Consider the following 14,534-nt stretch of genomic DNA (forward strand, 5'->3'; position numbering starts at 1 on the left):
TAACCACTTCTTATCACGCCACTGTCATTGGAAAGCGCGGAACGCGTTTTGCATTGTGTCCGTTGGGGCTGCAATCCGCGGCGGAGAGAGCGACATGAAGATCTATCTGCTGATTTTGCTGATCGGTACACTTCTCACCGCAATCCATTTCACGTCCAGGGCCGAACGGCAGTCGGAAACGGCTCCGCACTAAGGCCGGGCGGAACTGTCCGCTACGGCCGGGCCATCGGCAATGCTTCCTTGCCAGTCAAAATGTCCTGCACCCATTTATTGGGCACGCCTGATTGATCATTGAGCAGCAGCGCGGCGTGGAGACGTGTCGGCGCCCGCCCGCCCTTGGTGGCCCGAACCAGGATGCGGATCGCCGGTGACGCCGCGTCGGCGTGAACGGGCAGGATCTCGACGCTGCCGAAGCCGCGACCGAGCGCAGCCAAAACCTCGGCGATTCCATCGGCCCGCCAGATCATCGCAAGCCGCCCGTTCGACTTGAGAATCCGCCGCGCGACATGAACCCAGCTCTCCAGCGTCGTCGCGGTCGCGACATGGGCGCGCTCCCGCACGCTATCCGGCGAGGCGCGATGCCTGGCGGGATCGTTGAAGGGCGGATTCATCAGCACGACATCGGCGCTGCCAGGACCGAGACCGGCCGCGGCGAACGCCGACGCTTCGGCCTCGACATCGAGCACGACCACGTCGGCCATGATCGCGTTGGCGCCGGCATTATTCTGCGCAAGCTCAGCCAGGGCCGGATCGATTTCAACGAGCGCGAGATCGATCCCGTTGACCCGGCGTGCCACGGCCAGCCCCGCCGCGCCGATCCCGGAACCGAGATCGACGACGCGATCGCCCGGCCGCGCCGGCGTAGCCGCGGCGAGCAGGATCGCGTCATGGCCGGCTCGGTGACCGCGGCGCGGCTGCCGCAACCGCAATTGCCCGCCGAGGAATCCATCCTCGGTGACGTCAGCGGCCGGATTACTCATCGGCGCGCAATTCGTGGCCGAGGCCGGCCTCGGTCAAGAGCTGCCGCGCCTCGTGGTTGTCGTCCTCATGCACCAGGATCCGCCGCGGCAACACGCCGAGCGAGCCTTCGATGATGCTCATGTTCTGGTCGAGCACCAGATGATGGATGTTAGCGCTGTCGAGCAGAGCGCCGACCGCCGAGACCAGCACCATGTCATTGGTTCGAACCAATTCCCGCAAATCACGCTCTCCTCTGGCTCGGCTGTGCTGACGCGGCAACACTGTCAACAACTTCGTGGCCTTGCCGCTTCACCGCGCAGTTTCTATTGTTATAGCTGAGGATAGTGCGAATTCGGCAAAATTGGAGACCAGCGTGGCGGTTATCGTACCCTTTGAAAGCCCGTCCAATGCTTCGATCGACGGGCTGGTGGGACTAGTCGCCGCCGACATGGAGCGTGTCAACGCGACGATCATTTCGCGGACCGGCTCCGAGGTCACCATGATCCCCGAGGTCGCCAATCATCTGATCTCCTCCGGCGGGAAACGGCTGCGGCCGATGCTGACGCTGGCGATGGCCCAGCTCGCCGACTATTCCGGTGACGGCCACATCAAGCTCGCCGCCGCGGTCGAATTCATGCACACCGCGACGCTGCTGCATGACGACGTGGTCGACGAGAGCGAGCTGCGCCGCGGCAAGCTCTCGGCCCGCATGCTGTGGGGCAACGAGGCGAGCGTGCTGGTCGGCGACTTCCTGCTCGGCCAGGCCTTCCGGATGATGGTCGAGGTCGGCTCGCTGCGCGCGCTCGACATTCTCTCGGCCGCTGCTGCCACCATCGCCGAGGGCGAGGTGATGCAGCTTGCCGCCGCCAAGAACACCGCGACCACCGAGGACGAATATCTCGCCGTCATCAGAGGCAAGACCGCCGAGCTGTTCGCCGCGGCTTGCGAGGTCGGCCCGGTGATCGCCAACCGGCCGAAGGCCGAGCAGACCGCCTGCCGCTCGGTCGGCATGAATCTCGGCATCGCCTTCCAGCTCGTCGACGACGTGCTCGACTACGGCGGCAAGTCCGCCAAGCTCGGCAAGAATGTCGGCGACGATTTCCGCGAGGGCAAGATCACGCTGCCGGTGGTGCTCGCTTTCCGCCGCGGCAACGACAGTGAGCGCAAATTCTGGATCCGCGCGCTCGAGCGTGGCGAGATCGGTGCGAACGATCTCGATCACGCGATCGGCCTGATGACCAAGCATCGCGCCCTCGAGGACACGATCAGCCGCGCCCAGCACTACGGCGCGATGTCCGTCGACGCACTGGCGCTATTCCCGTCCTCGCCGATGAAGACGGCGCTGGAAGAGGTGGTCGCGTTCTGCCTCGCGCGCTCGCATTGAGCTGGCCACACCACGGTGTCGTCCCTGCGAAAGCAGGGACCCATACTCCGCGGCTTGGGTTGTGAGCGGAATTCGTCGTTTCAGCTTCGCGCAACAATAGACATTGGTGGTTATGGATCCCTGCTCCTGTGCGCAATTGCGCACCAGGCAGGGACGACACCGGGTTTGTTGCACCGCTTGTGGCCACGCACCCACGTTCTCGCGGCGCAATGCACCTAGCCCTGCACGGCGGCGCCCTACTCCCTCACAGGCACCCAGATCTCCAATCCGCCATTGCCGGTGCCCGGATCGAAATTTTCGTCATAGCGCTCGAAGTTCGGCGCGTCGGCGACCGTCATGCCGGATTGCGGCAGCCAGCGATTCCAGATCGTGTTGACGGTGCGGCGGATGGTCGAGATGTGATCTTTGTGGGTGAACACGACATATTTCTGCTCGGGGATGCGCACGTGTGCGAACTCGCGCGGCAGGTCGGAGAAATCGGCCACTTCAACGCCGGCGATGTAGTCGAAGTTGCCGGCATCGTCGCCGTTGCAGCAGACGCCATAGGCCACCTTGCCGACCTGGCGGGGTATGTCGCCGCACCGCAGATGATAGTCCTGCCACTGGCTCGGGATGCCGGCCGTGCTGCCGTTGGCGTGGTTGTAGCGCTCGCCGATGCCGGCGACGAGGAACGCCTTGCCGGTCGCGATACGCGGTGGATCGATATGATCGAGGGCAGTCGAGATCATGGTGATCGGCTCCTGCAGCTTGAGCGTCGTCAGGCACGTGGTCGCGCGCACCGTTTCGGGCGTGACGCCGAAATGGTCGCGGAACGCGCGGGTGAATGCTTCGTGGGAGCCGTAATCCGCATCCAGCGCGAGGCTTAAGATATCGGGCGCGCCGGCGGCGAGGTCGCGCGCGGCCTCGCTGAGGCGCCGGGCCCGCACATAGCGCATCACCGAGAACCCGGTCGCCTCCGCGAACGCCCGCACCAGATGGAAGCGCGACACGCCGGCGACGCCGGCGATCTCGTCGAGCGTCAGCGGCGCCCCGAGATGGCTTTCGATATACCAGAGCGCCTTCTGGGCTGGGTTCATTGGACGACGGCTCTCCTTAAAGCGCGGGCATCATGCCCGGATGCCGAGCGCGGTGTTTGACAGTCCTTGCTGCGCGCCGACTGAAATCGCGGTTCCGTTCCACGGAAATTTAGCCGAAAGGCGTCGCTGGTCACATAGTCCCAATCGTGCATACTCACGGCTGCATCGATCCGACGGCTCACCAAGCTGCCCGATAATCAAGACTGCATGAGCCGCGGCCAGCATGTCAGGGAGGACAATGATGCACTACCGACGCTTGAGCTATGCCCGGTCCGCCGCGGTTGCGGGATGTCTCGTACTCGCCGCGAGCGCGGCCAACGCACAGAAAAAATACGATCCGGGCGCGACCGATACCGAGATCAAGGTCGGCAATATCATGCCTTATTCCGGCCCGGCCTCGGCCTACGCCACGATCGGCAAGACCGAGGCGGCCTATTTCAAGAAGCTCAACAGCGAAGGCGGCATCAACGGCCGCAAGATCAACTTCATCTCCTACGACGACGGCTACAGCCCGCCGAAAATGGTCGAGCAGGCCCGCAAGCTGGTGGAGAGCGACGAGGCGCTGCTGATCTTCAATCCGCTGGGCACGCCGGGCAACACGGCGATCCAGAAATACATGAACGCCAAGAAGGTGCCGCAGCTTTTCGTCTCGACCGGCGCCGCCAAGTGGAACGACCCGAAGAACTTTCCGTGGACGATGGGCTGGCAGCCGAGCTACCAGGTGGAAGCGCGCATCTACGCCAAGTACATCCTGCAGAACTATCCCGGCAAGACGATCGGCGTGCTCTACCAGAACGACGATTTCGGCAAGGACTACCTGATCGGCCTGCACGACGGTCTCGGCGATCAGGCGAAGAAGCTGATCGTGGTCGAATCCGCCTACGAGACGACGTCGCCGACGGTGGATTCCCAGGTGGTGCAGATCAAGGGCGCCAATCCCGACATCTTCGTCAACATCGCGACGCCGAAATTCGCGGCACAGGCGATCAAGAAGGTCGCCGAGCTGGACTGGCATCCGGTGCAATTCCTGACCAATGTCTCTGGCTCGATCGGCGGCGTGATGAAGCCGGCCGGCTATGAGGCGAGCCAGGGCGTGCTGTCCACCGCATACCTCAAGGACCCCAAGGACGCCGAGTGGAAGAACGATCCGGCCATGAACGAGTGGCGCGCCTTCATGACCAAGTGGTATCCCGAGGGCGACCTCGACGATGCCGCGACCGTGTTCGGCTATGGCGTCGCCAAGGGCCTCGAGCAGGTGCTGCGGCAATGCGGCGACAACCTCACGCGCGAGAACGTGATGAAGCAGGCCGCTAGCCTGAACTTCGAAATTGGCATCTATTTGCCGGGCACGAAGATCAAGACCGGGCCTGACGACTTTGCTCCGATCGAGCAGCTTCAGATGATGCGCTTCAAGGGCGAGAGCTGGGAACGGTTCGGCCCGGTCATGAGCGGCGGCAAGGAGTCGTAAGCGGACGCGCATTCCTGAACGGCGCATCCCTGTATTCCGGGATGCGCCGTTTGCGCTTATGATCCTGCCCGGCAGGTGACCGCAAAGGCAGCAACAATGAAAATCACCGACGTCCGCGCCCACCACATCCGCATCCCATATGACGCCGGCCCCGCGAGCTTCCGCCAGGGCGCATCTGCGATCTCGGCGCTCGACATGGTGATCGTTGAAGTCTCGACCGATGCCGGCCTGACCGGCTGGGGCGATGCCTTCGCCTATGTTTGCCCGAAGACGAGCAGCATGGCGGTGACCGAGATGATCGCGCCACAGGCGCGCGGCCTCGAAGTTCCCGACGCCGCGGGCATTCCCGCGGTTATGGAACAGATCCAGCGCAACCTGCATCTGTTCGGCCGCTACGGCATCACGATGTTCGCGATCTCGGCGCTCGACATCGCGCTGTGGGATCTCGCCGGCAAGGTGCAGGGCGCGCCACTGCATCAACTGATCGGCGGCGCCAAGCGCCAGACGATCCCGGCCTATGCCAGCCTGATGCGCATCGGCAACGCCACACATATCGCTTCCGAGTGCAAGAAGGCGATCAAATCAGGCTATTCCGCGATCAAGCTGCACGAGACGACGATCCCGGCCGTGACGGCCGCGCGGGAGGCGATCGGGCCCGCCGTGCCGCTGATGGTCGACATGAACTGCCCGCTGGATGGACCGGCGGCGATTCAATTCGCCCGTGACTGCAAGCAGGCGGCGCCGATGTTCCTCGAGGAGCCGGTCTGGCCGCCGGAGGATTTCGCGACGCTCGCCGAGGTGCGCAAGGAAGGCCGGCTCGACATCGCAGCCGGCGAGAACGCCTGCACGGTGCATCAATTCCGCCAGATGATGACCGCCGGCGCGGTCAGTCACGCGCAGCCCTCGGTGACCAAGGTTGGTGGCGTCACCGAATTCCTGAAAGTCGCGGTGCTCGCCGACGAGTTCGGCGTCAAGGTGATCCCGCATTCGCCGTATTTCGGACCCGGCTTCCTCGCGACGTTGCATCTGATGGCGATCCGCGACGAAGGCATGATCGAGATGTTCTTCATGAAGCGCCCGGCCTGTCTGTGGGGCGACCGCATCGACGTCGATGCCAGCGGCCATGTCGCCGTGCCGCAAGACCCCGGGCTCGGCTACGAGCCGGATCGCGCCGTGATGGAGAAGTATCGGGTGGCTTAAGCCTGATGAGATAGATTTGAGCAGTCTCCGCGAAAGGACTGCGCTGCCTCTCCGCAAGCGTGGGGCAATCGCATTTGGGAGAAAACCGCCCTGCGGCCATCCTTCGAGACGCCCGCCTTTGGCGGGCTCCTCAGGATGAGGTCTCGTTCTGCGGCACACTAGTAGACCCTCATGGTGAGGAGCGCCGCTTGCGGCGCGTCGCGAACCACGAGGCCGAGGACGTGCACAGCCGCCCAGGGCGGCATATGCGATAGCCCTGCCCGCAAGCGGAAGAGGGAAAGCGAATTCGCGGATAGCCCCTGCCTATTTCGTGTCCTTCGCAGGCGTTGCATCCTTCGCTGGCGGTGCGTCGGTTTTCTTCTTCGAATCGTCAGTCATCTTGACCTGGGCGGCCTGCAAGTCGGCGACGAGTTTCTGCAGACTCGCGACCGAGCTCTTCAAGGTTTCGATCTGGCGATTGGCGGCATCGAGCCTCTGCTGATGATCGGCCGTGAGCTTGTTGATCGTCTTCTGCAGGAAATCGACGTTGCTCTGCAGGCAGCTCGTGCGCCGTTCCATGGCTTTTTCCACGGTGCAGATTTCGATGCCGGGTACGTCCTGCGCGCGCGCTGATCCGACGACGGCGAACACAAGCGGCACGACAAGAGCAACAGCAGTACGAGCGATCATCATCATCCCCAATCCAGCGCACCGTTCACAGCTTTGTGCTTGTAACGTTGAAAGCGAGGCAGACATACCACACTGATACCGCATTCAAGCTGTGTGCTTCGCCTATTACGGGAACTTCTCGTGGGGACGGGGACTTCGGAACTTGTTTGGTTCGACCCTATTTGGCTCGACCTTGGGCAGTGGAGACAAATCACATGGCAACGCGCGAGAAACGGCTGGCTCAATTCGATGGCAACGGCGCACCTTCGCCAGACCAATGCGTGGAAGTGCTTTGCGAAGATCATAGCGGGACATATCAATTGCCGTTCGCCTGCCGTTTCGTCGATGGCCAGTGGCGCAATGACACAACCGGCGGCGCGTTGGAGGCCAACGTCATCGCCTGGCGCAAGCCCCGCGAGAAACAACCGGGCGCGGCCTAGGCGGATCGCGGTTTTCCGCTCCAAAACATCAAGCATGATCGTCCCGTGGCAAAACGCCGCCGACGGGAAGGATCTTGCTCCAGTGGGCGCAGGGCCGCCCTGCGGCCAGAAAAGCGCGTCGCGTGCTGTTCCAAAACGCGACGCGATCACAGGTGGCGTTAAGATTCGGAACGTGGACGGAACGAACCGCGTCCGAATCACTGATCGAGCGCCGTACTCGGTTGTTCACGGCTAGATCTGGTCATCAAGCCGATGCCGCGCACCACATCCAGAAGCATTGTGATCAGCCGCAACCAACGCCCGATGACGAAAGTTAATTCCTCCGCTGACGACATGACGATCACGTCCAGGGCGTGATCGGCGGGACCGTCTCGGTCGCCGGCGCCACATCCACGGTCTTGAAATCGGCGGGGCTGACGATTTCGAGGTATTCCATGTCCTTCGAGTAATCGAACAGATAGTGGGTGATGCCGGGACGCTGATGCACGACGTCGCCCGCCTCCACCAGCGTCTCCTTGTCCTCGTACATGAATCGCGCCCAGCCCTTGGTCATGATGACGATCTGAAAATCGCACAGATGCTTGTGCCAGCCGGTGCCCTGCTCCGGCGGCATGTCGGGATTGGCCTTGACCAGATGGCAGATCACCTGCCCGCCGGTGGCGTCGGCAATGCCGAGGTCGCGATACAGGAAGAAGTCGCGCAGACCACCCCCCTTGAACTCGGTGTCACCGGGTTTGACGTGGGAGAATTTGCTGACGACGGCGTGCTGGTTCATGGAAGCCTCCACGGTTCGCGAGATCGCGACGGCTCGGCGTCCAGATATTCGGCAGCGTCGCATCGTCGCGGTCACAGCTCGACGACAGCCATGCGAAATCCTTGCCAGCGGTGCGCGCCTGCGGCGAAAGGGCTCACCGCGCCGTCACCGCCACGGCGGAAGCATTTGCTGGCGACTAGGAATTTGCGTTGCGTGAGTTCCGCGCCGCGGCCCGCCCGGTGGGTAGCTCGGTGAGCGCAGCGATCACAGGCGGCATATCGATTGAGCAAATCCTGCCCGCCGCTTCAGCCGCCGATGCACGCAACGCCCGCGGCGCACTGCCTAATATTCGACCTCGAGCTCCTCGACGTCGGCCGGCTCGGCCTTGGCCGCCTCGATCCATTCGGCCATCTCGGGCATCGTCATGATGGTGCCGGCATAGGCCGCAAGTTCGCTGTCGAGCTTCACGTCATAGGTCATGAAGCGGGTGACGACGGGCGCGTACATGGCGTCCGCCACGGTGCGGCGCGCGCCGAACAGGAACGGCCCGCCGGATTGGCCTAGGCAATCGTGCCAGATGGTGCAGATCCGATCGATGTCGGCCTGCGCACGCGACCAGATCTTGAAGCCGGGAAAGTGCCCCTTGAGGTTGACCGGCAGCGACGATCTCAGCGTCGCGAACCCGGAATGGATTTCGCCCGAGATCGAGCGGCAATGCGCGCGCTGGATCCGATCCTCCGGCAATAGCCCGGCATGCGGCATGATCTCGTTGAGATACTCGGCGATTGCCAGCGTGTCCCAGACGGTCGCACCCTCGTGGCGCAGGCAGGGCACCAGGATCGAGGACGACAGCAACAGCAGTTCGGCCCGGGTCGTGGGGTCGTCGGGCGCGGTGACGATCTCCTCGAAGTCCAGCCCCGCGAATTTCGCCAGCAGCCAGCCGCGCAGCGACCAGGACGAATATTTCTTGCTGCTGATGGTGAGTGTCGCCTTCGCCATATCAGCCCCTCACGCCTGAACACGTCTCCACCCCGCGTCACCCCGACGCCTGGGCGGATGCAGTTTCTCCAGCAGGCCACAAGCAAGCCACGCGCCAATTTGCCGGGCAGGCTGCCCCGCCCTGGCGTCGATATTGCATGGCCCGTCAGGCCAAGGACGGACCGCGTATGATGTCGATGATGTACCAAGCCTATCAGAACCACATGGACCTCACGGCGCCATGGCGGACCGGGGCCGCGGCGGCGTTGAAATATCTCAACCTGGTACCGGGTGGCGCGTCCGACGGGACATTCGGCCGGCTCGCCGCCGCGCTCGAGCTGATCTCGCGCGCGAGCCTGACCTACACGCGGCCGCCTTACGGCATCGGCCGCGTGACCGTCGGCAACAGAGATCTGGAGGTGACCGAGGAGGTCGCCTACGCGACGCCGTTCGGCTCGCTGCTGCATTTCAGGAAGGTGGACGGGCCGGAGCAGCCGCGGCTGCTGCTGGTGGCGCCGATGTCCGGCCATTTCGCCACCTTGCTCCGTGGTACCGTGAAGACGCTGCTGCAGGATCACGACGTCTACATCACCGACTGGCACAATCCGCGCGACATCCCGCGCGAAGAAGGCCGCTTCGGGCTCGAGGACTACACCGATCACCTGATCGATTTCCTTGGCCGGCTCGGCCCACGCGCGCATATGGTCGCGATCTGCCAGCCTTCGGTATCGGCGCTGGCGGCGGCCGCGATCATGTCGGAGGACAACCATCCGGCGCGGCCGGCGTCGCTAACGCTGATGGCCGGACCGATCGACACCCGGATCCAGCCGACCAAGGTCAACCAGTTCGCCAAGAGCAAGCCGATCAAGTGGTTCGAGGACAATCTGATCAACTACGTGCCGGTGCAGTGCAAGGGGGCGTTGCGTCAGGTCTATCCCGGCTTCGTGCAGCTCACCGCCTTCGTGTCGATGAATCTGGAACGCCACATCAAGCAGCACATCGACCTCGCGCGCCATCTCGCCAGAGGCGAGACCGAGAAGGCCGCGGCGATCAAGACGTTCTATGACGAATATTTCGCCGTGATGGACCTGCCGGCGGAGTTCTACATCGAGACGGTGCGCAACGTGTTCCAGGAGCACCTGCTGCCGCAGAGCAAGCTGATGCATCGCGGCCGTCAGGTGAACCCGGCCGCAATCCGGCGCATGGGCTTGATGACGGTGGAGGGTGAGAGGGACGACATCTGCTCGATCGGCCAGACGCTCGCCGCCCAGGACCTCTGCAGCGGCGTGCGCACCTATCGCAAGGTGCACCACATGCAGGCCGGCGTCGGCCATTACGGCGTGTTCTCCGGCAAGCGCTGGACCAACGAAATCTATCCGCTGCTGCGCGATTTCGTGCATGTGAATTCGTGAGGATCGGTCACGCTCTTTCCCTGTCATTGCGAGGTGCCAACGGGTCGCGCGAACGCGCGCCCGATGACAGGCTCCGCGACGAAGCAATCCTTCGTTCCGCATATGTCGGACGATCGATTGCTTCGCTGCGCCCGCAATGACGGTAGATGGCTAGTCACGCCTCCTCCTGAACGATAATCTCCCCGCCACGACGACACCCACGCCCGAAGAATCGTCCAGGGAGAAACTCCATGCGATCAGCCACCGCCTTCCGCGCTCTCACGTTCGCCTTCGTCACCGCCCTTGTCCTGACCTCACGAGCCTCCGCCGCCGAAATCCACGTCATGATCTCGGGCGGGCTGACCGCGGCCTACAAGGCGCTGGTGCCGGAGTTCGAGCGCAAGACCGGCAACAAGGTGGTCACCGCCTACGGGCCGTCGATGGGCACGACGGTGAACGCAATTCCGGTGCGGCTGCAGCGCGGCGAGCCGGCGGATGTGCTGATCATGGTCGGCTATGCGCTCGGCGATCTCATCAAGCAGGGCAAGGCGGTGGCCGACAGCCGCGTCGACCTCGTGAAGTCGCCGATCGGGATCGCGGTGAAATCGGGCGCACCGAAGCCGGACATCAGCTCGGCCGCATCAGTCAAGCAGGCGCTGCTGGCGGCGAAATCGGTCGCCTATTCCGACAGCGCCAGCGGTGTCTATGTCTCGACCGAGATGTTCCAGAAGCTCGACATCGCCGACCAGATGAAGGGCAAGGCGAAGATGATCCCGGCAACGCCGGTCGGCGAGATCGTCGCCAAGGGCGAGGCCGACATCGGGCTTCAGCAGGTCGCCGAGCTGAGACCGGTCGCCGGCATCGACATCGTCGGTCCGCTGCCGGAGCCGTTGCAGAAGATCACCGTGTTCTCCGCCGGGATTGTCACGGGGGCGAAGGAGCCCGACGCCGGCAAGGCGCTGATCAGCTTCCTCGCCTCGCCGGACGCGCGCGACGCACTGGTGAAGAGCGGGCTCGACCCGATCCCGGCCGGCGCGACGCATTGATCGCGTTGACCTATTCCATCCCCGTCATCCTGAGGCGCTCGCGCAGCGAGCCTCGAAGGATGAATCGGCCACAGCCGGGCCGTGCATCCTTCGAGACGCGCGTACCGCGCCCCTCAGGATGACGGGGATGGGTCGCTCACCGAACATGATGCGCGCCATAGGCGAGCAGTCCGATCACGACCAGCGCGAGCAGCAGCGTCGTCGACTTCCAGAACAGCACCGGGTTGCGCTCGATCAGCGGTGTCGACGACGTCGCGAGATATTTTGCATTGGGATTGCGCAGGTCGAACAAGAACTCCGACAAGCTGTCGTAGCGCTTCAGCGGATTGGGATGCACGGCGCGCTCCAGCGTGCGGTCAACCCAGGTCGGGATGCCGCGGCCACCATGCGCCGCCGGCGCATAGACCAGCCTGCTGAAATCGGACCGGCGGCGGGCGCGCGCGATCTGCGCGCCATAGGGCAGCCGCCCTGTCAGCATCTGATAGGTGATGACGCCGAGCGAGAACAGATCGGACCGCGTCGAACCGCCCTCGCCCAGAAAGTACTCCGGTGCGGTGTATTGCTGGGTGCCGAGGATCGCCTCCGTGCCCGCGGGCGCCGCCTCGGCGACGCCTGAGATCCGCGTCGACCCGAAATCGATGATCTTCACCGTCCCGGTCTTGTCGATCATGATGTTGTCGGGCCTGACGTCCTGGTGCAGCATCTCCTTGCGGTGGAAGGCGCGCAGCCCCTTGGCGATCTGTTCGGCGATATCGCGCACCGTCTCCAGCGCCGGATCGGGATGGTCGATCATCCACTGCCGCAATGTCTGGCCGTCGACATATTCGGTCGCGACATAGAGGAAATTGCGCCTGCGCTGTGGCAGCCAGGGTTTCAGCACATGCGGGCTGTCGATCCGCTTGGCGACCCACTCCTCCATCATGAAGCGCTTGAGATAGGCCGGATCATCGCGCAAGTCGATCGACGGGATCTTGATCGCAACCGTGGTGCCAGAGTCCTCGTCGAGGGCGAGATAGATGTGGCTGCGGTGTGATGCGTGCAGCTCGCGCACGATACGGTAGCCGTCGAAGCGCATCCGCGCCTCGAGCAGCGGCGGCAGCGGCAGCTCGGTCGGCTGGATGATCACCTCGCTTGCGTCACCGTCGGGCAGCTCGTCGATCCGCACGATCTGCGCGGTGAGATTGTCCGGGCTGCCGCGCTCGAACGCCTGCTCCACGATCGACCGCGCGGCCTGGTCGAGATCGGCGGCGCCGTCCTGGATGATCTTCGCGAGCTGGCGCGACGGCACATGCTCGTAGATCCCGTCCGTAACCAGCAGGAAGATATCGCCCGGCTCGAGCCGCAGGTTCTGGTAATCGATCTCGAGCTGCGGATTCACGCCGAGCGCGCGGCCGAGATAGCTCTGCTGGGAGGAGATCACGACGCGATGGTCGTTGGTCAACTGCTCGAGGCTGCCGCCGGACACGCGGTAGATCCTGCTGTCACCGACGTGGAAGAGATGCGCCGACGTCGACCTGATGACCAAGGCGCTCAGCGTGCAGACGTAGCCTTTGTCCTTGTCGTAGGGATTGTCGCTGCGCCGGGTCTGCGCGTGCAGCCAGGAATTGGTCGCCTCCAGCACGCGCTGCGCCGAGGTCTTCACCGACCAGGATTCCGAGGTGCAGTAGTAGTCGGTCAGGAAGCCCTTGACCGCGGACTCGGCGGCGATGCGGCTGACACTGCTGGAGGAGATGCCGTCGGCGAGCACCACCGCGATGCCCTTCAGACCCAGCAGCGGCTCCTCCGGGATCAAGACGCCATGGAAATCCTGATTGGTGTCCTTGCGGCCCTTATCAGAGAATTGCCCGACCGATATTTTCAGCCCGCGTGGCATCGCCTGGTTCAAGCCCGATGGGTCCCTCCACCTCAGGAGCAGGACTATCGCATATGCCGCGTTGGGCGGCTGCGCACATACTCGGCCTCGTGGTTCGAGACGCGCCGCAAGCGGCGCTCCTCACCATGAGGGTCTACTATTGTGCCGCAAAACGAGACCTCATCCTGAGGAGCCCGCCAAAGGCGGGCGTCTCGAAGGATGGCCGCAGGCGCTCTTCTCCCAAATGCGATTGCCCCAGCCTCAGGAGAGACCCATACGCCTGCGGAGATCAAGCGGCGAGACGCTCGCGCTTCGGCGCCGTCTTCACATGCGTCGTGTAGAGCGTCAGCCCGGTGAAGGCGATGCCGCCGGCGAGGTTACCGAGCACGGTCGGGATCTCGTTCCAGATCAGATAGTCCATGATCGAGAACTTCGCATGGAGCATCAGGCCGGACGGAAACAGGAACATGTTCACCACGGAATGTTCGAACACCATGTAGAAGAACACCAGGATCGGCATCCACATCGCGATCACCTTGCCGGGGACCGTGGTGGAGATCATGGCGCCGACCACGCCGGTGGAGACCATCCAGTTGCACAGCATGCCGCGGATGAACAGCGTCGCCATGCCGGCCGCGCCGTGCGCGGCGTAGCCGAGCGTGCGGCCTTCGCCGATATTGCCGATCACCGTGCCGACCTTGTCGGGCTCCTGCGTGAAGCCGAACGTGGTCACGAAGGCCATCATGAATGCCACTGTCAGCGCGCCGCCGAAATTGCCGATGAAGACGAGGCCCCAGTTGCGCAACACGCCGCCGAGCGTGACGCCGGGACGCTTATCAAGCAGCGCGAGCGGCGATAGCACGAACACGCCGGTCAGGAGATCGAAGCCCAGGAGATAGAGCATGACGAAACCGACCGGGAACAACAACGCGCCGATGATCGGCTGGCCGGTGTTCACGTTGATGGTCACCGCGAACCAGGCCGCCAGCGCGAGGATTGCGCCAGCCATGTAGGCGCGGATCACGGTGTCGCGCGTCGACATGAAGACCTTGGATTCGCCGGCGTCGACCATCTTGGTGACGAATTCGGAAGGTGCGAGATAGGCCATTTCGTCAAGTCCCCTTAAACAATCTGGTCGCGCCGATGCGACGCGGGCTGGTTGAAAATGCTCGTCCGTCCGCGGACGCTGGTCGGGATCGGAACGGCGAAGCGGCTGCTGCAACGCCGGCTGAACGTCCGATGCACGATCAAGGCAGGGATTGGCGGGCGATCGCAGAACTCAAGTCGCAACGATTGCTCGAGGCGCGCAGGCATGGCGCCTTGATCCCTTGGCCTCG

Annotated in this window: 16 protein-coding genes; 6 read left to right on the top strand and 10 right to left on the bottom strand. The window is 63.7% G+C overall.

Features of this window, described 5'->3' with window-relative positions; translation table 11 throughout:
• Positions 1–212: 212 nt before the first annotated feature.
• Both P6U25_RS28435 and P6U25_RS28440 read right to left on the bottom strand, forming a co-directional pair.
• Positions 213–980 (bottom strand): tRNA1(Val) (adenine(37)-N6)-methyltransferase, encoded by a 768-nt coding sequence (locus P6U25_RS28435; protein ID WP_407148077.1) that lies wholly within the window; start codon positions 978–980, stop codon positions 213–215.
• Positions 973–1,200 carry a DUF2007 domain-containing protein gene (locus P6U25_RS28440; protein WP_407148078.1) on the bottom strand — a complete coding sequence of 76 codons (228 nt, stop codon included), beginning with the start codon at positions 1,198–1,200 and terminating at the stop codon, positions 973–975. The genes P6U25_RS28435 and P6U25_RS28440 overlap by 8 nt, the downstream gene beginning before the upstream one ends.
• Before the next feature lie 133 nt (positions 1,201–1,333).
• Between P6U25_RS28440 and P6U25_RS28445 the strand changes: the two genes are divergently transcribed.
• Positions 1,334–2,344 (top strand): polyprenyl synthetase family protein, encoded by a 1,011-nt coding sequence (locus P6U25_RS28445; RefSeq protein ID WP_407148079.1) that lies wholly within the window; start codon positions 1,334–1,336, stop codon positions 2,342–2,344.
• A 236-nt stretch (positions 2,345–2,580) separates the two neighbouring features.
• Here the strand turns inward: P6U25_RS28445 and P6U25_RS28450 are convergent, their stop codons facing one another.
• The gene (locus P6U25_RS28450; RefSeq protein ID WP_407148080.1) at positions 2,581–3,420 is read right to left on the bottom strand and encodes a GyrI-like domain-containing protein; all 840 of its coding nucleotides are present in this window, start codon (positions 3,418–3,420) and stop codon (positions 2,581–2,583) included.
• 238 nt (positions 3,421–3,658) lie between these two features.
• Here P6U25_RS28450 and P6U25_RS28455 point away from each other — a divergent pair, with 238 nt between their 5' ends.
• On the top strand, positions 3,659–4,888 hold the full coding sequence (locus P6U25_RS28455) for an ABC transporter substrate-binding protein (protein WP_407148081.1): 1,230 nt from the start codon (positions 3,659–3,661) through the stop codon (positions 4,886–4,888).
• A 96-nt stretch (positions 4,889–4,984) separates the two neighbouring features.
• The gene (locus tag P6U25_RS28460) at positions 4,985–6,088 is read left to right on the top strand and encodes a mandelate racemase/muconate lactonizing enzyme family protein (protein ID WP_407148082.1); all 1,104 of its coding nucleotides are present in this window, start codon (positions 4,985–4,987) and stop codon (positions 6,086–6,088) included.
• A 303-nt stretch (positions 6,089–6,391) separates the two neighbouring features.
• On the opposite strand, the gene P6U25_RS28465 is transcribed toward P6U25_RS28460, so the two are convergent.
• Complete coding sequence (locus P6U25_RS28465; protein ID WP_407152630.1) at positions 6,392–6,757, bottom strand: hypothetical protein; 366 nt, start codon at positions 6,755–6,757, stop codon at positions 6,392–6,394.
• 194 nt (positions 6,758–6,951) lie between these two features.
• Here P6U25_RS28465 and P6U25_RS28470 point away from each other — a divergent pair, with 194 nt between their 5' ends.
• Complete coding sequence (locus P6U25_RS28470) at positions 6,952–7,176, top strand: hypothetical protein (RefSeq protein WP_407148083.1); 225 nt, start codon at positions 6,952–6,954, stop codon at positions 7,174–7,176.
• Between the two features lie 197 nt (positions 7,177–7,373).
• Here P6U25_RS28470 and P6U25_RS28475 read toward each other — a convergent pair whose 3' ends face one another.
• The 4 genes from P6U25_RS28475 to P6U25_RS28490 form a co-directional block, all read right to left on the bottom strand.
• Positions 7,374–7,511, bottom strand: coding sequence for a hypothetical protein (locus tag P6U25_RS28475; protein WP_407148084.1), 138 nt, complete (start codon positions 7,509–7,511; stop codon positions 7,374–7,376).
• Between the two features lie 5 nt (positions 7,512–7,516).
• Positions 7,517–7,951, bottom strand: coding sequence for a cupin domain-containing protein (locus tag P6U25_RS28480; RefSeq protein WP_407148086.1), 435 nt, complete (start codon positions 7,949–7,951; stop codon positions 7,517–7,519).
• Positions 7,952–8,272: 321 nt separating this feature from the next.
• Positions 8,273–8,929, bottom strand: coding sequence for a glutathione S-transferase family protein (locus P6U25_RS28485; RefSeq protein ID WP_407148087.1), 657 nt, complete (start codon positions 8,927–8,929; stop codon positions 8,273–8,275).
• Positions 8,930–8,966: 37 nt separating this feature from the next.
• On the bottom strand, positions 8,967–9,068 hold the full coding sequence (locus P6U25_RS28490) for a hypothetical protein (RefSeq protein WP_407148088.1): 102 nt from the start codon (positions 9,066–9,068) through the stop codon (positions 8,967–8,969).
• A gap of 28 nt (positions 9,069–9,096) precedes the next feature.
• Here P6U25_RS28490 and P6U25_RS28495 point away from each other — a divergent pair, with 28 nt between their 5' ends.
• Together P6U25_RS28495 and P6U25_RS28500 are read left to right on the top strand one after the other, a co-directional pair.
• Entirely contained in the window at positions 9,097–10,320 is a 1,224-nt protein-coding gene (locus tag P6U25_RS28495) for a polyhydroxyalkanoate depolymerase (RefSeq protein ID WP_407152631.1), read from the top strand.
• Positions 10,321–10,550: 230 nt separating this feature from the next.
• Positions 10,551–11,345 (top strand): extracellular solute-binding protein, encoded by a 795-nt coding sequence (locus P6U25_RS28500; protein ID WP_407148089.1) that lies wholly within the window; start codon positions 10,551–10,553, stop codon positions 11,343–11,345.
• Positions 11,346–11,481: 136 nt separating this feature from the next.
• Here P6U25_RS28500 and P6U25_RS28505 read toward each other — a convergent pair whose 3' ends face one another.
• Both P6U25_RS28505 and P6U25_RS28510 read right to left on the bottom strand, forming a co-directional pair.
• A complete protein-coding gene (locus tag P6U25_RS28505; RefSeq protein WP_407152632.1) occupies positions 11,482–13,218 on the bottom strand; it encodes a protein kinase domain-containing protein in 1,737 nt (578 codons plus the stop codon).
• 268 nt (positions 13,219–13,486) lie between these two features.
• On the bottom strand, positions 13,487–14,305 hold the full coding sequence (locus P6U25_RS28510) for a formate/nitrite transporter family protein (protein ID WP_407148090.1): 819 nt from the start codon (positions 14,303–14,305) through the stop codon (positions 13,487–13,489).
• Positions 14,306–14,534 lie beyond the last annotated feature (229 nt).

The organism is Bradyrhizobium sp. ORS 86 (assembly GCF_045571475.1).
GTDB lineage: Bacteria > Pseudomonadota > Alphaproteobacteria > Rhizobiales > Xanthobacteraceae > Bradyrhizobium.

Bases quoted from the DNA above. Each gene is read 5' to 3' on its own strand.
- P6U25_RS28460 (WP_407148082.1), top strand. From the start codon at position 4,985: ATGAAAATCACCGACGTCCGCGCCCACCACATCCGCATCCCATATGAC.
- P6U25_RS28455 (WP_407148081.1), top strand. From the start codon at position 3,659: ATGATGCACTACCGACGCTTGAGCTATGCCCGGTCCGCCGCGGTTGCG.
- P6U25_RS28480 (WP_407148086.1), bottom strand. From the start codon at position 7,951: ATGAACCAGCACGCCGTCGTCAGCAAATTCTCCCACGTCAAACCCGGT.
- P6U25_RS28485 (WP_407148087.1), bottom strand. From the start codon at position 8,929: ATGGCGAAGGCGACACTCACCATCAGCAGCAAGAAATATTCGTCCTGG.
- P6U25_RS28465 (WP_407152630.1), bottom strand. From the start codon at position 6,757: ATGATCGCTCGTACTGCTGTTGCTCTTGTCGTGCCGCTTGTGTTCGCC.
- P6U25_RS28490 (WP_407148088.1), bottom strand. From the start codon at position 9,068: ATGCAATATCGACGCCAGGGCGGGGCAGCCTGCCCGGCAAATTGGCGC.
- P6U25_RS28510 (WP_407148090.1), bottom strand. From the start codon at position 14,305: ATGGCCTATCTCGCACCTTCCGAATTCGTCACCAAGATGGTCGACGCC.
- P6U25_RS28435 (WP_407148077.1), bottom strand. From the start codon at position 980: ATGAGTAATCCGGCCGCTGACGTCACCGAGGATGGATTCCTCGGCGGG.
- P6U25_RS28470 (WP_407148083.1), top strand. From the start codon at position 6,952: ATGGCAACGCGCGAGAAACGGCTGGCTCAATTCGATGGCAACGGCGCA.
- P6U25_RS28495 (WP_407152631.1), top strand. From the start codon at position 9,097: ATGATGTCGATGATGTACCAAGCCTATCAGAACCACATGGACCTCACG.
- P6U25_RS28500 (WP_407148089.1), top strand. From the start codon at position 10,551: ATGCGATCAGCCACCGCCTTCCGCGCTCTCACGTTCGCCTTCGTCACC.
- P6U25_RS28505 (WP_407152632.1), bottom strand. From the start codon at position 13,218: ATGCCACGCGGGCTGAAAATATCGGTCGGGCAATTCTCTGATAAGGGC.
- P6U25_RS28450 (WP_407148080.1), bottom strand. From the start codon at position 3,420: ATGAACCCAGCCCAGAAGGCGCTCTGGTATATCGAAAGCCATCTCGGG.
- P6U25_RS28475 (WP_407148084.1), bottom strand. From the start codon at position 7,511: ATGTCGTCAGCGGAGGAATTAACTTTCGTCATCGGGCGTTGGTTGCGG.